17 protein-coding genes and 1 pseudogene are annotated in these 19127 nt (G+C 58.8%); 7 read left to right on the top strand and 11 right to left on the bottom strand.

The features are described from left to right. The first annotated feature begins 6 nt into the window (after nucleotides 1-6). The 4 genes from gatB to ACZZ0A_RS00810 all read left to right on the top strand — a co-directional run bounded on the left by gatB (nucleotide 7) and on the right by ACZZ0A_RS00810 (nucleotide 3454). On the top strand, nucleotides 7-1452 hold the full coding sequence (gene gatB / locus ACZZ0A_RS00825) for an Asp-tRNA(Asn)/Glu-tRNA(Gln) amidotransferase subunit GatB (RefSeq protein WP_007915352.1): 1446 nt from the start codon (nucleotides 7-9) through the stop codon (nucleotides 1450-1452). 145 nt (nucleotides 1453-1597) lie between these two features. Next, nucleotides 1598-1972: a septal ring lytic transglycosylase RlpA family protein gene (locus tag ACZZ0A_RS00820; protein WP_007915349.1), complete on the top strand. Its 375-nt coding sequence runs from the start codon at nucleotides 1598-1600 to the stop codon at nucleotides 1970-1972. A gap of 46 nt (nucleotides 1973-2018) precedes the next feature. Further along, on the top strand, nucleotides 2019-3080 hold the full coding sequence (locus ACZZ0A_RS00815) for a calcium/sodium antiporter (protein WP_095112683.1): 1062 nt from the start codon (nucleotides 2019-2021) through the stop codon (nucleotides 3078-3080). After that, nucleotides 3077-3454 (top strand): carboxymuconolactone decarboxylase family protein, encoded by a 378-nt coding sequence (locus ACZZ0A_RS00810; RefSeq protein ID WP_007915345.1) that lies wholly within the window; start codon nucleotides 3077-3079, stop codon nucleotides 3452-3454. The genes ACZZ0A_RS00815 and ACZZ0A_RS00810 overlap by 4 nt, the downstream gene beginning before the upstream one ends. 83 nt (nucleotides 3455-3537) lie before the next feature. On the opposite strand, the gene ACZZ0A_RS00805 is transcribed toward ACZZ0A_RS00810, so the two are convergent. From ACZZ0A_RS00805 to kdgD, 5 genes and pseudogenes are all read right to left on the bottom strand, one after another. Next, nucleotides 3538-4479, bottom strand: coding sequence for an AEC family transporter (locus tag ACZZ0A_RS00805; RefSeq protein ID WP_007915344.1), 942 nt, complete (start codon nucleotides 4477-4479; stop codon nucleotides 3538-3540). A gap of 252 nt (nucleotides 4480-4731) precedes the next feature. Next, nucleotides 4732-6285: a galactarate dehydratase gene (garD, locus tag ACZZ0A_RS00800; RefSeq protein ID WP_077571106.1), complete on the bottom strand. Its 1554-nt coding sequence runs from the start codon at nucleotides 6283-6285 to the stop codon at nucleotides 4732-4734. Nucleotides 6286-6296: 11 nt separating this feature from the next. Continuing rightward, nucleotides 6297-7688: pseudogene (locus tag ACZZ0A_RS00795) on the bottom strand (MFS transporter); the annotation flags it as partial. 117 nt (nucleotides 7689-7805) lie between these two features. Then, entirely contained in the window at nucleotides 7806-9251 is a 1446-nt protein-coding gene (locus ACZZ0A_RS00790) for an aldehyde dehydrogenase family protein (RefSeq protein ID WP_123375760.1), read from the bottom strand. Between the two features lie 75 nt (nucleotides 9252-9326). Then, the gene (kdgD, locus tag ACZZ0A_RS00785) at nucleotides 9327-10238 is read right to left on the bottom strand and encodes a 5-dehydro-4-deoxyglucarate dehydratase (RefSeq protein WP_463542398.1); all 912 of its coding nucleotides are present in this window, start codon (nucleotides 10236-10238) and stop codon (nucleotides 9327-9329) included. A gap of 297 nt (nucleotides 10239-10535) precedes the next feature. Between kdgD and ACZZ0A_RS00780 the strand changes: the two genes are divergently transcribed. Together ACZZ0A_RS00780 and ACZZ0A_RS00775 are read left to right on the top strand one after the other, a co-directional pair. Then, on the top strand, nucleotides 10536-10916 hold the full coding sequence (locus ACZZ0A_RS00780) for a hypothetical protein (RefSeq protein ID WP_463542397.1): 381 nt from the start codon (nucleotides 10536-10538) through the stop codon (nucleotides 10914-10916). Between the two features lie 207 nt (nucleotides 10917-11123). Beyond that, nucleotides 11124-11486 (top strand): hypothetical protein, encoded by a 363-nt coding sequence (locus ACZZ0A_RS00775; protein ID WP_463542396.1) that lies wholly within the window; start codon nucleotides 11124-11126, stop codon nucleotides 11484-11486. Between the two features lie 6 nt (nucleotides 11487-11492). Here ACZZ0A_RS00775 and ACZZ0A_RS00770 read toward each other — a convergent pair whose 3' ends face one another. The 4 genes from ACZZ0A_RS00770 to ACZZ0A_RS00755 form a co-directional block, all read right to left on the bottom strand. Then, nucleotides 11493-12239, bottom strand: a complete 747-nt coding sequence (locus tag ACZZ0A_RS00770; protein WP_176472316.1) for a FadR/GntR family transcriptional regulator — start codon at nucleotides 12237-12239, stop codon at nucleotides 11493-11495. 191 nt (nucleotides 12240-12430) lie between these two features. After that, nucleotides 12431-14158, bottom strand: a complete 1728-nt coding sequence (locus ACZZ0A_RS00765; protein ID WP_007915329.1) for an ABC transporter ATP-binding protein/permease — start codon at nucleotides 14156-14158, stop codon at nucleotides 12431-12433. Between the two features lie 96 nt (nucleotides 14159-14254). Continuing rightward, on the bottom strand, nucleotides 14255-14815 hold the full coding sequence (locus ACZZ0A_RS00760; protein ID WP_003221630.1) for a response regulator transcription factor: 561 nt from the start codon (nucleotides 14813-14815) through the stop codon (nucleotides 14255-14257). Further along, the gene (locus tag ACZZ0A_RS00755; protein WP_038357512.1) at nucleotides 14808-16070 is read right to left on the bottom strand and encodes an ATP-binding protein; all 1263 of its coding nucleotides are present in this window, start codon (nucleotides 16068-16070) and stop codon (nucleotides 14808-14810) included. The genes ACZZ0A_RS00760 and ACZZ0A_RS00755 overlap by 8 nt, the downstream gene beginning before the upstream one ends. 317 nt (nucleotides 16071-16387) lie before the next feature. Here ACZZ0A_RS00755 and ACZZ0A_RS00750 point away from each other — a divergent pair, with 317 nt between their 5' ends. Then, entirely contained in the window at nucleotides 16388-17104 is a 717-nt protein-coding gene (locus ACZZ0A_RS00750; protein WP_463542395.1) for an SIMPL domain-containing protein, read from the top strand. A gap of 121 nt (nucleotides 17105-17225) precedes the next feature. Here the strand turns inward: ACZZ0A_RS00750 and ACZZ0A_RS00745 are convergent, their stop codons facing one another. Together ACZZ0A_RS00745 and ACZZ0A_RS00740 are read right to left on the bottom strand one after the other, a co-directional pair. Beyond that, a complete protein-coding gene (locus ACZZ0A_RS00745) occupies nucleotides 17226-17387 on the bottom strand; it encodes a hypothetical protein (RefSeq protein ID WP_007915314.1) in 162 nt (53 codons plus the stop codon). Nucleotides 17388-17728: 341 nt separating this feature from the next. Continuing rightward, nucleotides 17729-18085, bottom strand: coding sequence for a DUF6124 family protein (locus ACZZ0A_RS00740; RefSeq protein ID WP_463542394.1), 357 nt, complete (start codon nucleotides 18083-18085; stop codon nucleotides 17729-17731). Between the last annotated feature and the right edge of the window lie 1042 nt (nucleotides 18086-19127).

The following is a 19127-nucleotide window of genomic DNA, read 5'->3' as shown; positions in this document are numbered from 1 at the left end:
ACACACATGCAATGGGAAGTCGTGATCGGGCTGGAGATTCACACTCAGCTCACTACCCGGTCGAAAATCTTTTCCGGTAGTTCCACCACATTCGGTTCCGAGCCGAACACCCAGGCCAGCCTGATCGATCTGGGCATGCCTGGCGTGTTGCCGGTGCTGAACCAGGAAGCGGTGCGCATGGCGGTGATGTTCGGTCTGGCGATTGACGCCGAGATCGGTCAGCACAACGTGTTCGCGCGTAAAAACTATTTCTACCCGGATCTGCCGAAGGGCTACCAGATCAGCCAGATGGAATTGCCGATTGTCGGCAAGGGTCACCTGGACATCGCCCTCGAAGACGGCACGGTCAAACGTGTCGGCATCACCCGCGCGCACCTGGAAGAAGACGCCGGCAAGAGCCTGCACGAAGAGTTCAACGGTGCCACCGGCATCGACCTGAACCGTGCTGGCACGCCGCTGCTGGAAATCGTTTCCGAGCCGGACATGCGCAGCGCCAAGGAAGCCGTGGCTTACGTCAAGGCGATTCACGCGCTGGTACGTTATCTGGGTATTTGCGACGGCAACATGGCCGAAGGCTCGCTGCGTTGCGACTGCAACGTGTCGATCCGTCCGAAAGGCCAGGTTGAATTCGGCACGCGCTGCGAGATCAAGAACGTCAACTCGTTCCGCTTCATCGAGAAGGCGATCAACTCCGAGATCCAGCGTCAGATCGAGCTGATCGAAGACGGCGGCAAAGTGATCCAGCAGACCCGTCTGTACGATCCGAACAAGGACGAGACCCGTCCGATGCGTTCGAAAGAGGAAGCCAACGACTACCGTTACTTCCCCGATCCGGACCTGCTGCCGGTGGTCATCGAAGAGTCGTTCCTCGGCGAGGTGCGCGCCACCCTGCCGGAACTGCCTCCGCAGAAACGCGAGCGCTTCCAGAGCCAGTTCGGTCTGTCGGCGTACGACGCCAACGTGCTGGCCACCAGCCGTGAGCAAGCGGACTACTTCGAGAAAGTCGCAGCCATCGGCGGCGACGCCAAACTGGCGGCGAACTGGGTGATGGTCGAGTTGGGCAGCCTGCTCAACAAGCAAGGCCTGGACATCGACGAGTCGCCGGTTTCCGCTGAACTGTTGGGCGGCATGCTGCAACGCATCAAGGACAACACCATCTCCGGCAAGATTGCCAAAGTGGTGTTCGAAGCGATGGCCAACGGCGAAGGCAGCGCGGACGAGATCATCGAAAAACGCGGCCTGAAGCAAGTGACCGACAGCGGCGCGATCTCGGCGGTACTGGACGAAATGCTCGCGGCTAACGCCGAGCAGGTTGAACAGTATCGTGCGGCGGATGAAGCCAAACGCGGCAAGATGTTCGGCTTCTTCGTCGGCCAGGCGATGAAAGCGTCGAAAGGCAAAGCCAACCCGCAGCAGGTGAACGAACTGCTGAAAAGCAAGCTCGAAGGCTGATTCCGGCCCGGCGCTCGGGGATCGTTCCCACGCTCTGCGTGGGAATGCCGCCCCGGACGCTCCGCGTCCATTGCGGTGTGACGCAGAGCGTCACGGGATGCATTCCCACGCTGGAGCGTGGGAACGATCACTTTGGAGTATCTGAATGAAACGTCTGCTCGGCGCCTGCGCCCTGCTCTCCTTGCTGGCCGGTTGCGCCAGCACCGACACCATCGACCCGCACGGTTACGACCAGACCGGCGTCGCCTCCTATTACGGTGCCAAGCACCACGGTAAACGCACCGCCAGTGGCGAGCCGTTCAACCAGAATTCCCTGACCGCCGCCCATCGCCAGTTACCCTTCGGCACACGGGTGAAGGTCACCAACCTGAAAAACGATGAATCCGTCGTGGTCCGCATCAATGACCGTGGCCCGCATACCCGTGGACGCCTGATCGACGTGTCCCGCGAGGCTGCCGAACAACTCGGCATGCTGCGCAGCGGCACCGCACGGGTTCGCGTGCAAGCCCTCGACGACTGATGGAGCGCTGACCATTTTCGGATTAGCCGACTTACCCCTGATCAGCGTGATCGAACTGCTCGCCGGCCTGTGCCTGCTGATCTTCGGCGCAGAGCTGATGGTGCGTGCGGCGGTGCGTCTGGCGGCGCGTCTGCATGTGCGGCCGCTGATCATCGGTCTGACCATCGTCGCCCTCGGCAGCAGTGCGCCGCAAATGGCCGTCAGTCTTCAAGCGGCACTGGCGCATAACCCGGACATTGCCGTTGGCAGCGTAGTCGGCAGCAGCATCTTCAACATCCTTGTCACCCTCGGCCTTTCCGCGCTGATCATTCCTCTGCGCGTTTCGCGGCAATTGGTGCGCCTCGATATTCCGCTGATGATCGGTGCCAGTCTGCTGGTGTTCGTATTGGCCTGGAACGAAGAGATCGGTCGCTTCGACGGCATCCTGCTGTTGGCCGCATTGGCGCTGTATCTCGGCTTGCTGCTGCGCCAGTCACGACACTCGACGCGGCCGCACACGGAGCGCATTGAAACAAGCCAAGCGTCGTGGATCGGCAGTTCGCTGATGATCATCGTCGGTTTGGCGATGCTGGTATTTGCCGGGCACCTTTTGCTCGGAGCTGCCGTGGTGGTGGCAACTGATCTTGGATTTTCCGAGCGTGTCATTGGCCTGACCGTTGTCGCTGTCGGCACCTCGCTGCCGGAACTGGCGACCTCGCTGATCGCCGCACTGCGCGGGCAACGGGATATTGCCGTCGGCAACGTGATCGGTGCCAACCTGTTTAATCTGCTCGGGGTACTCGGCCTGACCGCATTGATCGCGCCGACGCCGCTGTCGGTGTCGCCGAACGCACTGGATTTCGATCTGCCGGTGATGCTCGGCGTCGCCGCGCTGTGCCTGCCGGTGTTTTATTCCGGTTACCGCGTGACGCGAGCCGAAGGTCTGCTGCTGCTCGGTTTGTATCTGGCGTACGGGCTGCACGTGGTGTCGTTCACCACCGGCATGCCCCTGGCCGGCAAGCTTGAGCGAATGATGTTGTTTTATGTCCTGCCAACGCTGCTGACGTTCTTGTTGTTCACGTCGATACGCGCCTGGCGCCGCCAGCACCACAAGAGGGATATGCCATGACCGAATCGAAGAAGTCCGGGGTTGAAGTCCGCCGTCAGGTAATGGGCGATGCGTTTGTTGATCGCGCCTTGGGCAACGCCACCGAGTTCACTCAACCGTTGCAGGATTTCGTCAATGAACACGCCTGGGGCGGTGTGTGGAATCGCGAAGGTCTGCCGCTGAAAACCCGCAGCCTAATTACTCTTGCAGCGCTGACCGCATTGAAGTGCCCGCAAGAACTGAAAGGCCATGTGCGCGGTGCGCTGAACAATGGCTGCACGGTGGACGAGATTCGTGAGGCGTTGCTGCATTGCGCGGTGTATGCCGGCGTGCCGGCGGCGATTGATGCGTTTCGCGCGGCGCAGGAAGTGATCGACAGTTACGAGAAAAGCTAAAAGATCGCAGCCTGCGGCAGTTCCTACATGGAAATGCGGTCTCCTGTAGGAGCTGCCGCAGCTGCGATCTTTTGATCTTGCCTTTATATCCACCCACCCCACTGCAAAACAAAGATCCCGACATTGGTGGTGATCGCCGCCATCAACGTGGTCATCACGATAATCGCCGCCGCCAGTTCATGATTGCCCTGCGCCGCCCGGGCCATGACAAAACTTGCCGCCGCTGTCGGGCTGCCGAAGTACAAAAACAGAATCCCCAATTCCGCGCCGCGAAAACCCCACAACCACGCCCCTAACGTCGCCAGCACCGGCAACCCGATCATCTTCACCAGGCTGGAACTGAGCGCCATGCTGCCGCTCTTGCGCAACGCCGCCAGCGACAGCGTGCCGCCAATGCAGATCAACGCCAGCGGCAAGGTGGTCTGCGCCAGATACTGACCGGAGGTCTCCAGCCATCCCGGCAAACCGATCTTGAAATAGGCAAACGGCGCCGCCGCAATCACGCTGATGATCAGCGGATTGCTGAACACGCTTTTGCAGATGCTCCACGGATCGGACTTGATCACCGGGCTGTACACCGCCAACACGATGGTCGATAGCGTGTTGTAGAACAGGATCACCAGCGCCGCGAGAATCGCCCCGAGGGAAATCCCGTAATCGCCATACATGCTCGCCGCCAGTGCCAAACCAATGACGCCGTTGTTGCCGCGAAACGCGCCTTGGGTATAGATGCCGCGATCTTCGCGCGGGCAACGGAAAATCGCCCAGCCCCAGGCCAGGGCAAAGCTCACCAGCGTGGCGAGGGAGAAGTAGATCAGCAAGGACGGTTGCAACGCGGCGTGCAGATCGGCATGCAGAATGCCGAGGAACAGCAGCGCCGGCATGGTGACGTTGAACACCAGCGACGAAGCGGTGTGAATGAAGTTGTCGTTGATCCAGTCGATGCGCTTGAGCAGCACACCGAGAAACAGCATGGCAAACACCGGCGCGGTGATGTTCAGGGTTTCGAGGAAGATTGCCAGCATGCCGGGGAGCCTTGGGTGAGCGTCGTTAGGGGGCTAATGATAAGCCAAAAGCTTGAAAAGCCCCTCACCCTAACCCTCTCCCCGAGGGAGAGGGGACTGACCGAGGTGTTTTGCGGCATACATCGACCTGCAAGACCGAGTCGATTATGGATTCGGCAAAGCACTTTCAAGTCGATGTACTTCTAAAATATCTCCGGATCGGCCCCCTCTCCCCCGGGAGAGGGCTGGGGTGAGGGCCGAGCCGGTCACGCATCAAGTAATCGGCGCCGGGTTAAACAACGTAATGTCGTTATGCAGCTTGTGCTTCTCCGCCCACGTCTGCTGTTTGCCGCTGGCAACATCCAGGTAGTAGTGGAACAACTCCCAACCCAGTTCCTCGATCGTCGCGCGCCCGGTCGCAATCCTTCCGGCGTCGATATCAATCAGATCAGGCCAGCGCTGCGCCAATTCCGTCCGCGTCGATACCTTCACCACCGGCGCCATCGCCAAACCATACGGCGTACCCCGCCCGGTGGTGAACACATGCAAGTTCATCCCCGCCGCCAACTGCAACGTCCCGCAAACAAAATCACTCGCCGGCGTTGCACAGAAAATCAAACCCTTCTGCTTGAACCGCTCGCCCGGGCCGAGCACGCCGTTGATTGCGCTGCTGCCGGATTTGACGATCGAACCCAGCGACTTCTCGACAATGTTCGACAGCCCGCCCTTCTTGTTGCCCGGCGTGGTGTTGGCGCTGCGATCCGCTTCACCCTTGGCCAGGTAACGGTCGTACCAGTCCATCTCGCGCACCAGTTCCTCGGCGACGGTTTTGCTTTCGGCGCGTGAAGTCAGCAGGTAAATCGCATCGCGCACTTCGGTGACTTCGGAAAACATCACCGTCGCCCCTGCACGCAACAACAAGTCCGAGGCATAACCCAGCGCCGGGTTGGCGGTGATCCCGGAGAACGCATCGCTGCCGCCACACTGCATGCCGAGAATCAGCTCGGATGCCGGCACGGTTTCGCGGCGACGCTGGTCGAGCTTCTTCAAACGGACCTCAGCCAGTTCCATGATCTGTTCGATCATCTCGGTGAAGCCGTGACTGGAATCCTGCAAGCGATACAGCCACGGATCGCTGAGATCCACCGACGCATCGTCTTCGTGCATCACCTGCCCGGCCTGCAATTTCTCGCAACCGAGGCTGATCACCAACGCCTCGCCACCGAGGTTCGGATTACGCGCCAGATTGCGCACGGTGCGAATCGGGATGTAAGCGTCGGTGGCAGTAATCGCCACGCCGCAGCCATAACTGTGGGTCAGCGCCACGACGTCATCGACATGCGGGTACTTCGGCAGCAGCTCTTCCTTGATGCGTTTTACCGCGTGATCAAGCACGCCGGTGACGCACTGCACGGTCGTAGTGATCCCGAGAATATTGCGCGTGCCGACGGTGCCGTCAGCGTTGCGATAGCCCTCGAAGGTGAAGCCTTCCAGCGGTGCCTGCGCGTCCGGCACCTCGGTGGACAGCGGCAAGCTGTCCAGCGGCGGCGCGGTCGGCATGCGCAGTTGATCTTCCTTGACCCAACTGCCACGGCGAATCGGCTGCAATGCGTAGCCGATCACCTGACCGTAGCGAATCACCTGGCCGCCCTCGGGAATGTCTTCGAGGGTGACCTTGTGGCTCTGCGGCACAAATTCCAGCGTCACCAGGCCATCGGCAAACTCAGTGCCGGCCGGTGCGCCCTGGTCGTTGACCACGACCACCACATTGTCCCGCTCGTGCAGGCGGATGTGGCGCGGCGAGTCGGAATGTTCAATCAACTGCATGACGCCGCTCCTCAGGAATGCGCTTGGGACAATTTACCGCTGGCTTCAACACCGCCGTTGGTTGGCGGCTCTTTGAGTACCACACGTTTGATCGGGCCAACGATGACCAGATAGCTGAACACCGCGACCAGTGCGTTGGCACCGACGAACACCAGCGCCCATTTGAACGAACCGGTGGAGCTGATGATGTAGCCAATCACGATCGGCGTGGTGATCGAAGCAATGTTGCCGAAAGTATTGAACAGGCCACCGCTCAGACCGGCGATCTGTTTTGGCGAAGTGTCGGAAACCACCGCCCAACCCAGCGCGCCAACGCCTTTGCCGAAGAAGGCCAGGGCCATGAAGCCAACCACCATCCATTCCACTTCAACATAGTTGCAGGCAACGATGCTGCTGGAAACCAGCAGGCCGGCAATGATCGGCGCTTTGCGCGCGAAGGTCAGCGAGTGGCCCTTGCGCAACAGGTAGTCGGAAATCACCCCGCCGAGCACCCCACCGATAAAGCCGCAGATTGCCGGCAACGAGGCGATGAAACCAGCCTTGAGAATGGTCATGCCACGCTCTTGCACCAGATACACCGGGAACCAGGTCAGGAAGAAATAGGTGATGCCGTTGATGCAGTACTGGCCCAGATACACGCCGAGCATCATGCGATTGGTCAGCAGTTGACGGATGTAATCCCACTTCGGACCGTCGGACTTTTTGCCCTTCTGATCCATGTCGACCATGCCGCCGTTTTCAGCGATGTGTTTGAACTCGGCTTCGTTGATACGCGGGTGTTCACGCGGGCTGTAGATCACTTTCAGCCAGACCAGCGAGAAGATGATCCCGAGAATCCCCATAACGATAAACACGTGCTCCCAACCGAAGGAATACACGATCCAGCCCATCAGCGGTGCGAACAACACGGTGGCAAAGTATTGCGCCGAGTTGAAGATCGCCGAAGCAGTGCCGCGTTCAGCGGTCGGGAACCATGCGGCGACGATACGCGCATTGCCGGGGAACGAAGGCGCTTCAGCCAGACCGACGAGGAAGCGCAGCATGAACAGCGCAACGATGGCGGTGGACATGCCGAACTCACCGACAAAGCCTTGCAGCACGGTGAACAGCGACCAGGTGAAAATGCTCAGGGCATAGACTTTTTTCGAGCCGAAGCGATCGAGCAACCAGCCACCGGGAATTTGCCCGGCCACGTAGGCCCAACCGAATGCGGAAAAGATATAGCCGAGGGTGACTGCGTCAATGCCCAGATCTTTTTGCAGGCTGGAGCCGGCAATGGCGATCGTGGCACGGTCGGCGTAGTTGATCGTGGTCACCAGAAACAGCATGAGCAGGATCAAATAGCGGACGTGAGTCGGCTTGGACGATTGCATGTAGAGGTACTCCCACTGATTATTTTTATGCGCGGGTGAATCTTCTTTGGTCTTGCATCTATTCCCTGTAGGAGCTGCCGAAGGCTGCGATCTTTTGATCTTAAAAGATCGCAGCCTTCGGCAGCTCCTACAGGGTTATTGCGTTTATCAGGAACCGATGTAACTGGTCTTCACGACCGTGTAGAACTCTTGCGCATAACGGCCTTGCTCACGTGATCCATAGGATGAACCTTTACGGCCACCGAACGGAACGTGGTAATCGACGCCAGCGGTCGGCAGATTGACCATGACCATCCCGGCTTGCGAATGACGTTTGAAGTGGTTGGCGTACTTCAGCGAAGTGGTCGCAATACCCGCCGACAGACCGAACTCGGTGTCGTTGGCCATCGCCAGCGCCGCGTCGTAATCGGCCACGCGAACAATGTTGGCCACCGGGCCAAAGATCTCTTCGCGGCTGATGCGCATCGACGCTTCACTGTCGGCAAACAGCGTTGGTGCGAGGAAGTAGCCTTCGGTATCGCACGTCACCAGACCACCACCGCTGACCAGACGCGCACCTTCGGACTGGCCGATGTCGATGTACTTCATGTCCTGTTCAAGCTGTGCTTGCGAAACCACTGGACCGATGTCGGTGCCGGATTTCAGTGCGTGGCCGACCTTGATCGACTTCATGCGCTCGGCCATGGCTTCAACGAACTTGTCGTGAATCCCGGCGGTGACGATCAAGCGGCTCGACGCTGTGCAACGCTGGCCGGTGGAGTAGAACGCGCTCTGCACCGACAGCTCGACCGCTTGCTTGAGGTCGGCGTCATCGAGAATGATCTGCGGGTTCTTGCCGCCCATTTCCAGCTGAACCTTGGCTTGGCGCGAGACGCAGTTGACCGCGATCTGACGACCCACGCCCACCGAACCGGTGAAGCTGATGCCGTCGACTTTCGGGCTCTGCACCAAGGCATCACCGACCACACGGCCGCTGCCCATCACCAGATTGAACACGCCGGCCGGGAAGCCTGCGCGGGAGATGATTTCCGCCAGTGCCCAGGCGCAACCCGGCACCAGATCGGCGGGCTTCAACACCACGCAGTTGCCGTAGGCCAACGCCGGAGCAATCTTCCACGCCGGAATCGCAATCGGGAAATTCCACGGGGTGATCAGACCGACCACGCCCAGTGCTTCGCGGGTCACTTCGACGTTGACGCCCGGACGCACCGACGGCACGTAGTCGCCGGACAGACGCAGGCATTCACCAGCGAAGAACTTGAAGATGTTACCGGCGCGGGTCACTTCGCCGATGGCTTCGGGCAGAGTCTTGCCCTCTTCGCGGGCCAGCAAGGTGCCGAGTTCTTCGCGACGGGCGAGAATTTCCGTGCCGACTTTATCCAGCGAATCGTGACGGGCTTGAATGCCCGAAGTCGAGTACGCCGGGAATGCCGCGCGAGCAGCGTCGATGGCGGCGTGAACCTGAGTCAGGTCAGCCTTGGCATAGTCGCCGATGGTATCGCTCAGTTCCGATGGGTTGATGTTGGCCGAGTAGTCGGCACCGGCAACCCATTCGCCGTTGATGTAGTTGTCGTAGCGTTTTGCAGTTGTCACAGGGGCAGCCCTCAAATCTCAAAGCCTTCACGCAAAAAGCCGCTGATTGCTCAGCGGCCTCGCTTTTATCGGGTGTTACTGCGCACCTTGCTTGTCGATCAGCGCGGCGAGCATTTCGTACTCTTCGCCAGTCAGGTCGGTCAGCGGTGCCCGCACCGGGCCTGCGTCATAGCCGGCGATTTTCGCGCCTGCCTTGACGATGCTCACGGCATAACCGGCCTTGCGGTTGCGGATGTCGAGGTACGGCAGGAAGAAGTCGTCGATGATCTTGCCGACGGTGGTGTGATCTTCACGAGCGATCGCGTGGTAGAAGTCCATCGCGGTTTTCGGGATGAAGTTGAACACCGCCGAGGAGTAAACCGGTACGCCCAGCGCCTTGTAGGCTGCGGCGTAGACTTCGGCGGTCGGCAGACCACCCAGGTAGCTGAAGCGATCACCGAGGCGGCGACGGATCGACACCATCAACTCGATATCGCCCAGACCATCCTTGTAGCCGATCAGGTTCGGGCAGCGCTCGGCCAGACGTTCCAGCAGCGGTGCGTTGAGGCGGCAAACGTTGCGGTTGTAGACGACCACGCCGATGTTGACCGATTTACACACGGCTTCAACGTGAGCGGCAACACCATCCTGGCTCGCTTCGGTCAGGTAGTGCGGCAGCAGCAACAGACCTTTGGCGCCCAGACGCTCGGCTTCTTGAGCGTATTCGATGGCCTGACGAGTCGAACCACCGACACCGGCTAGGATCGGCACACTCGTTGCGCAAGTGTCGACGGCAGTCTTGATGATTTCCGAGTATTCGCTGGCGGCGAGGGAGAAGAACTCACCAGTGCCACCGGCGGCGAACAAGGCTGAAGCGCCATACGGAGCCAGCCATTCCAGGCGTTTGATATAGCCCGCGCGGTTGAAATCGCCCTGCGCGTTGAAATCGGTCACCGGGAAAGACAGCAGGCCGGCAGAGAGGATGGACTTCAGTTCTTGTGGATTCATTATTCGAACACCCTGGTAGCAACGTTTTTTGTGAGTTGATCGTTCAGCCTTCGCTGAAGTTGTAGGTCATCGTACAACTTAAAAGATAACCGTCAACTGCATTTCATCGTTGTGGGTGGTTTTTTGTCGGACAAAAGTGTTCGGGGCGTTGCCGAACTCGTCGCAAAGCCACGATTTTAAAGGGTTATAGCGCGGAAATGTCTGGTCAAGATTCGTTTACTGAGCGCTGGAGAAGCGCCGGGTAAGGTGTGACGGACTGCCACGAAGGATCGTGGCGGACCTTCGAAGGAAACCGAAATGTTTTTGAATTATGCTGCACCAACGCTCGCGCAAATCGCCTCTTCTGCCTCTGACACCCTCACCCTTCAGCTATCCGCGCTACCCGATGTATTGATCGTACAAGTCCCGGATTCCAGCGATTTTCCGGCGAACTGGAGCGTCTACCCGATTCTCGGCGGCGACCCGGAACAGCCGGAATGGATTGGTGAAGAAGTGGACACGGGCACTTGGGACGATGCCGAGGACGAGATGGAAAAGCTCACGGGGATCGAGTTGCAGATACCTAAAGAGGCGCTGCGGCCGTACCTGAACAGGGTGGTTGAACTGCGCTACAAGTTTTGCGACGAGTCGAGCATGGAGCCGTTTTCGCAAGTGTTGAGGTTGCGGATCGAAACTTGATCATGATTTTCGATTGACCAGCTCACAACGCTTTGGCACAGGCGCTTCGCGTGATAACCGTTCGTCGAGACTGGTATTTCTTACAGGTGCGTAAGAATGGGTATTCCTGAGCTAATGACTTCAGGAGATAACAAACCGACTCCGATCGTAGTGTGTCATCACTACGCGATTGCAAAGGTTTGATTGGTTATAAAAGGAATTTCGATCATGAATGTTCAAGTAAAAGCCCTCGCTACCCCCCGCCTCCGCGAAGCCATCGAGCACAATGGAGAGTTCACACTCTATGTTCACAACCTGGTTGATCCTGCCCACGGCGAAGTCCAGTCATATCCAAATGTTAGCAAGGGAGACAAGATCACATTCAAGGTCAGCACTTCCACAGGGAATGAATACAGCTGGGAACTTGCCGTAGGGTCACCCGCCGATGCTCCATTTGTATTCGAGATCCCGAAAAAGATATTTGCAGAAAAGCTCGTACCAAGTGCCACCGCTAAATTGAGTTATAGCGTGCAGACATCGTCAGGTAATACGGCTGAGTCTCCGGAGCTGCGGGTTTACCTCAAACACTAATAAATACTAACCCTGCGCCTGCGCCTCTTCATGGGCCTGGCGCAGTCTTTCACGGCTGTTGGTCAGGTGCAGACGCATCGCCGCACGCGCTGCATCGGAATCCTGACGGGCAATCGCGTCGTAGATTTCTTCGTGCTCACGGCTCAGGCGACTCATGTAGTGCTGTTGATCATCATGGGCCAATCGCGCCGAATTCAGCCGCGTACGCGGAATGATGCTGGTGCCCAGGTGGGTCATGATGTCGGTGAAGTAGCGGTTGCCGGTGGACAGGGCGATTTCCAGGTGGAAAGCAAAGTCCGACGCCACAGCATCACTGGCATGGGCAGCGCTTTCATTAAGCGCATCGAGCGCGGCGCGCATGGTCGCCAGTTGCTCGGCGCTGCGACGTTGCGCGGCAAGGCCGGCAGATTCGACTTCGAGGCTGATGCGCAATTCGAGGATGGCCAGCACATCACGCAGGGTGACGACGGTGGCCGGATCGATACGGAAACCGCTCGGACTTGGCGTGTCGAGTACGAAGGTGCCGATGCCGTGGCGAGTTTCCACTTGGCCGGCTGCCTGCAAACGGGAAATCGCCTCGCGCACCACGGTGCGGCTGACGCCATGGGCTTCCATGATCGCCGACTCGGTAGGCAATTTGTCACCGCGTTTAAGCAGGCCATCGCGGATCTGCTCGCTCAGCACCGTCACCAGTTCCTGGGCCAGGCTGCGGCGCTTGCGCGGGAGACGCGGGGTGTCGATCAGGTTTTCCATGGTGTGCATCTAGTCTCGAAAATTCGGCTTGTGGGCATCATAGCTCAAGCGGGTTGTACGATCACTTTCCATTTCCATACAAAACCTGTGGGAGCTGGCTTGCCAGCGATGAGGCCATACCTGTCGATGAAGATGTCGACTAAACCGACGCCATCGCTGGCAAGCCAGCTCCCACATGGGATGTGTGTTGATCAGGCAGTCACGGTCTGTTCAACCAAATGCCCGCTCTCGATCCGCACATGCCGTGGATGGAAGCGTTTCAAACTGCTGCGATGGCCGACGCTGACAATGCTCAGCCCCGGTATCTGATCAATCAACGCCTGATACAGCGTCGCTTCGTCTTCCTCGTCCATCGCCGAAGTCGCTTCGTCCATGTACAACCACTGCGGTGCGTAAAGCAGCGCACGGGCGAAGGCCAAGCGTTGCTGTTCACCCGGCGAGAGCATGCGTTGCCAGTGATTGGCCTCGTCCAGCCGCGCGACCAGATGCGGCAAACGGCAGGTTTCCAGCACTTGTGCATAACGTTCAGACGCGTAGGTGTCACCCGGTTGTGGATAACTCAGTGCCTCGCGCAGGGTGCCGATCGGCAGATACGGCTTTTGCGGCAGGAACAGATACCGCGCCGCCGGCAAGCGGATGTTGCCGTGCCCCGCCGGCCACAAATGCCCCATCGCCCGCAACAGCGTCGACTTGCCGCTGCCGGAACGGCCGCTGAGCATGACCCGATCACCCGGCTCCACGGTCATGTCGGCATTGGTCAACAGATGACGACCATCGGCCAGGTCCAGACCAAGGTTATGCACCTGCAGTTCGCTGCCCTGATTCTGCACGTCGATCGCCGGGGTGCGCTCTTCGTTGTCGGTCATGGCCTGGCGGAAACTCAGCAAACGATCACAGGTTGCGCGCCACGCGGCCAGATCCGAATACGCACTGATGAACCAGCTGAAATTCTCCTGCACGTTGCCGAATGCCGAGTTGATTTGCATCAGCTCACCCAGTTCGATCTTGCCCGCCAGATAACGTGGGGCCGCGACGATGAACGGGAAGATGATTGCGATCTGGCCGTAGCCGGAAGTGAAGAACGTCAGGCGCTTGGATACGCGCATGATGTCCCAGAAGTTGTGCCAGACCAGCCCGAAACGGCTGCTCAAACGACGATTTTCGTTCGGTTCACCGTTATACAAGGCGATGCTTTCAGCGTTCTCGCGCACGCGCACCATGGAGAAACGCAGGTCTGCTTCGAAACGTTGTTGCTGGTTGTTCAGGCCGATCAAGCGTCGACCGATCAGGTGCGTCAGCCAACTGCCGACGGCGGCATAAATCAGCGCACACCAGAACATGTAGCCGGGAATCTCGATGCCGAACACTTCGATGCTGCCGGAAACGCCCCACAAAATGATCGAGAACGACACCAGACTGACCACCGTGCGAATCAGCCCGAGGCCAAGGCTCAGGGTGTTGGCGGTAAAGGTGTTGAGGTCTTCGGAAATCCGCTGGTCGGGGTTATCGGTGTAACCGCCCTGCTCCAGCTGATAGTAGTTCTTGTGGCCGAGCCAGCGCTTGAAGTGGTTCTCGGTCAGCCACGCCCGCCAGCGAATCGTCAGCATCTGCGTCAGGTACAGGCGATACACCGCGCCGAGAATCGCCACCGTGGCGATGCCGCAGAAATACAGGATCAACTGCCAGAACGCCGCTTCGTCCTTCTTTTGCAGAGCGTTGTAAAAATCCTTGTACCAACTGTTGATCCACACCGAGATCGCCACGCTGAACAGCGACAACGCGATCACGGCAATCAGCAATGTCCAGGCCTTGCCCTTCTCTTCGCTGCGCCAGTAAGGCGTGGTCATCGCCCACACTTTACGAAAAAACTGCCCGCGCACAGCATCGTTGACCGCGGAATATTCAGCGTTCTGATTCATGGATAAGGCTCGATATAGAAAAGAACAGACACGCACCGATCATAGATGATCGGTGCGTTTTATCGCGAGGGCTGGCGATAGTCGTTCAGCGCAGGTTCAGCGACGAACCGGGCGCTTCTGCAGTTTGCGCTGCAGGGTGCGGCGGTGCATGCCCAGGGCACGGGCAGTGGCGGAGATGTTGCCTTCGTGTTCGGTGAGCACACGCTGGATGTGTTCCCATTGCAGGCGGTCAACCGACATCGGGTTTTCCGGCACCAGACTGTCGAGATCAGCATGCTCGGAGAGCAACGCGGCCAGCACGTCGTCGGCGTCGGCCGGTTTGCACAGGTAGTTGCAGGCGCCGCGCTTGATCGCTTCGACTGCGGTGGCAATGCTCGAATATCCGGTGAGAATCACCACGCGCATTTCCGGGTCCAGCTCCAGCAGCTTGGGCAGCAGCACCAGACCGGAATCGCCGTCCATTTTCAGGTCGAGCGCAGCGTAATCAGGCAGATCGGCCTGGGCGATGGTCAGGCCTTCTTCGGCGGAACCGGCGGTGCTGACGCGAAAGCCACGGCGAGCCATGGCACGGGCCATGACGCGGGTGAAGGTTGCGTCGTCGTCGACCAGCAGCAAATGCGGCAGTTCTTCGCCTTCGACTTGGATTTCGTCACTCATGTTGGTCTCCTCGGGCGCCGTGGGGCAGGCGCAGCTCGGTGAGCGTGCCGCCTTCCTCATGACTATAGAGTTTCACTGAGCCGCCGGCGCGTGTCACGCTGGCCTTGCTCAAAAACAGGCCCAGGCCGAAACCTTTGCCCTTGGTGGTAAAAAACGGTTTGCCGATCTGCTCGGCGATGGCCAGCGGCACACCGGCGCCGTGGTCACGAATGCTGATGGTCACCGTTTCCGCGTCCCAGTCCAGGGTCACCTTGAGGTTTTCCGGGCAGGCGTCGGCGGCGTTGTTGAGCAGATTCAACAGCGCCTGAGTCAGATCCGGCGGCGGCGCCATGCGCGGCACGGTGCCTTGGCCGAGCCGGTGGAAGCGGTAACTGGCTTCCGGACGCATCAGGTGCCAGCGGTTCAGCGCTTCGTCGAGCCAGTCGGTGACGTCCTGCATCTCGACGGCCAGACGCCGGTTGGCCTCGGCGGCCCGCACCAATTGCTGCAAGGTCTCCTTGCAGAGTTTGACCTGATCCTGCAGCACTTTCAGATCGTCCTGCAGCATTGGGTCGGGGTGATCCTGCTGCATTTCCTTGAGCAATACGCTCATGGTCGCCAGCGGTGTACCGAGCTCATGGGCGGCGCCGGCGGCCTGGGTGGCGACAGCGAGCAACTGCTGATCGCGCAGGCCTTCTTCACGGCGGATCGCACGCAATTCTTCCTGACGGCGCAACTCTTCAGCCATTCGTGCCGCGAAGAAGGTGATCACCGCCGCCGCGAGCGCGAAGCTCAGCCACATGCCGTAGATCTGCAGATTCTCGCGGGCGACCGGCAGGGTTTCCAGCGGATAGAAACGCGTCAGCATCACCGTGTACAGCGCCAGCGCGATGCCAGACAGGATCACCGAATAGCGCCACGGCAGTGTCACCGCAGCGATGGTCAGCGGTACCAGATAATAGGAAACAAACGGGTTGGTCGAACCGCCGGAGAAGTACAGCAGCGCACTGTGGATCACCAGATCGCAGGCCAGTTGCAGCGCATATTCGAGTTCGGTCACTGGCCACGAGGTACGCAAACGCACCGCGGTAAACACGCAGAGCAGCGTCGAGCAGCCAAGGGTCATTGCCAGTTGCACCCACGGCAACGGCAGCAGTTGCAGCCAGTAGGCCAAGCCTACAGAACCGGCCTGCGCGGCGAGCACCAGGGTGCGAATAAAAGTCAGCCGCCAGAGGTTCTGGCGAGTGGCGGAAGTCAATTGTACGGGGGCGAGCATGAGCTCTCCTGATGAGCGCTCCAGGCGGATCGCACGGAGTATAACCAAGCCACGGCCTTGAGAGGCGAAAGTGCGGCAAACGACCACATGGCGAAGACATCTTCGGCGGCTATAAGGGCCTCTTCGCGAGCAAGCTCGCTCCCACAGGGGGGAATGCATTTCAAAGGTGGCAGCGAGCCTGCTCGCGAAGGGCTGCACAGCTGACCCGCCGATGTGTATAGAAGTTGTAACTGGGCGAACCGGATCATAAAAGCTAGAGTCTGATGGTTTCACGCAGGCCCCCGAACCATCACCTGCGCCCTCATCAAGGAGCTTTCATGCACACATTCCGCCGCAGCGCCGCCCTTCTCGCCCTGACCGTCGGCAGCATTGCCAGCATTCCGGCCCTGGCCGCCGATGAGCTGCACTACAACCAGATTTCCCTGCGCGCCGAAGTCAGCACGGAAGTGGCCCGCGACCTGATGATTGTCACCCTCTACACCGAAGAGCAAAACACCGACCCGGCCAAACTCGCCGCCGACGTCAGCACCACCATGAACAAGGCATTGGCCCAGGCCAAGCAAGTCAAAGACATCACCTTGCGCCAAGGCAGCCGCAACAGTTACCCGATCTACGACACCAAAGGCCAGAAGATCACCGGCTGGCGTGAACGCGCCGAACTGCGCCTGGAAAGCGCCGACTTCGCCGCCCTGTCCAAACTCACCGGCGAACTGCTGGGCGACCTGAAAATGGGCGGCATGGACTTCGCCATCGCCGACCCGACCCGCAAGGCCAGCGAAGACCAGTTGCTCAAAGAAGCCGTGACCGCCTTCAAAAACCGCGCACAACTGGCCACCGATGCACTGGGCGGCAAGGGTTACAAAATCGTCAACCTGAACCTCAACAGCAACGGTTATCCACAACCGTACCTGCGCGCACCGATGATGATGAAAGCGGCGGCGATGGACTCGGCGCCAGTGACGCCGGAAGTTGAAGCGGGCACCAGTCAGGTCAGCATGACCGCTGATGGCTCGATTGAAGTGTTGATGCAGTGATCTGAAGAGGGCTGAATGAAAAACCGGCGATCAGAGCATGGTCGCCGGTTCCACCCTACAACCCCCGCAAAGCAGGCGACAACGTTGATAGGTCAGACAAGACTTCTACTGTTCTAGAGGTTTAAGTCCCAATCTCATCGACGATGCGCTGTGCATCTTCCCTCGTAGCGCATAACTGTGAATAAGGGGTTCCGTCCTTATAAAAAACTTGAAAGCGGGAGAAGCCCCATTCATATTCGTAAATCCTGAAGGCTTTGTAGTCAGTAATAATCGGATAACTCATGGTCAAGTCCTTATGTGTTTTCGTTCAAGCCTCGAAGTCGCTCCTTGCAGTAGCGAAACGTACTCGGCTTGAAGAAATACTCAGGCGCATTGGAAAGATTATCTACTGTCATAAATTACAGGTTTGCGGTGAGCTTCATATCGAATTGAAATAAGCCATTGAATCAAGCATTCATCTGCTTATGAAACCAAAAAACCGGGCCGTTACCGGTGATAATCACCATTCTTGTACCTGGATTTTTGGTGCATGAACCTGCTCCATAGCGAGCACGCTCGCGCCTACAAAGGGAACGCGTCCCAAATGTGGGAGCGAGCCTGCTCGCGAAGAACGATAACGCGGTCTCAGGTCTGCGGATCAACCCGATCCAGCGCCCGATTCACCGCCAACTCGGCCAGCATGATGATCTGCTGAATCGCCAACGCCGTACTACGCTCGGGCCGGCCCAACTGATCGGCAAAGTTACCGATAAGGGTGTTCGCCGACGCCAGTGATTCACAGGCATGCGCCAGCAGGCTTTCGGTGTCGATGTTTGGCTGGATCAGGAACATCGTGCTGGGTTGCCGGGGCTTGACCGGGTCGGGGCTGAGATAGAAATCCAGGGCGCGTTTGATGGCTTCGCGGGTTTTGATCTGGTCGTCGGCGCGGATGGCGTCTTCGAGTGGGGTATCGAGGGGTGGGTCAGGTATCAATTTATCCATGGAAAATTTCCTTGTTAACTGACGCCATTCATTTCCGATCTCACTCGAGAAATGAGGTGGCAACTATGTACGGAGTGAGATTACCGGTAAGGAAACCAACCCGGCCGGACAAAGTCCGCCCGTACATAGCCGCCATAAAAACTGCTGACAGCATGAGCTGGCGGCGATTATGGGGTGGCTTGTGCAGGTTTCCAAATTCAATAACCGGGAATCTCACCTCCCGATCGCCGAGTCTTCAGCGACGCCCAAAGACTAGAGAGCCCACGTCCGACGGACAACCTGAAAACCTTGTGGGAAGGTTCTGGTTATCTGACACAGATTTAAACAGCCAAAAGCCAACCCTCACCCTAGCCCTCTCCCAGAGGGAGAGGGGACTGACCGTGGTGTTGGGAGAGTTACGCCGACGTGCGATTGCCGTGTTGAACTCAGATTCTGAAACAGATCAAAAGCCCCTCACCCTAGCCCTCCCGAAACGTCGGAACGCCCGTAGGGAGAGGGGACTGACCGAGTTGTTTGGGAGAGTTACGCCGACGTGAAATACCGAGTCGAACTCAGATTTTGAAATGCCCAAAAATCGGCTCCCTCTCCCTCGGGAGAGGGCTGGGGTGAGGGGGAGCCACAACACAAATCAACAGCCGAACACCGCTTGGCTCTTCACCACTCAACAGGATGAGCGTTAGCTCGGCTGCAGCTCTTGATCTGTAGGGCGACGTCGGAAGGCTGAGTGGAGGGATTGATCCGGGCGAGGGAGCGCAGCGACCGTTTGGCGCAGCCAAACACAGCGAGAGGAGGTGCAGCGAAGCAAACCGTAGGCGCTGCGCCCGGATCGATCCCGCAGCGAAGGAACCCCGAGCCCTAGCGAGCGGGCCGTACGTAGGAGCAAGCGTTTTTGGTTACTTTTGAGGCGTTTGTCAAAAGTGACCCGCCGTAAGGGCGGAACCCTAAGCAGCCGTTACCGCAGCAACGGATATACACACAAGTGCTAGATATACCGAGATAGACGCTTCAACAGGAAAAACGATATTTCCGCCACCCCCCCCCG

Source organism: Pseudomonas sp. AC242, assembly GCF_979258655.1.
This window is presented reverse-complemented; position numbering and strand designations above follow the sequence as displayed.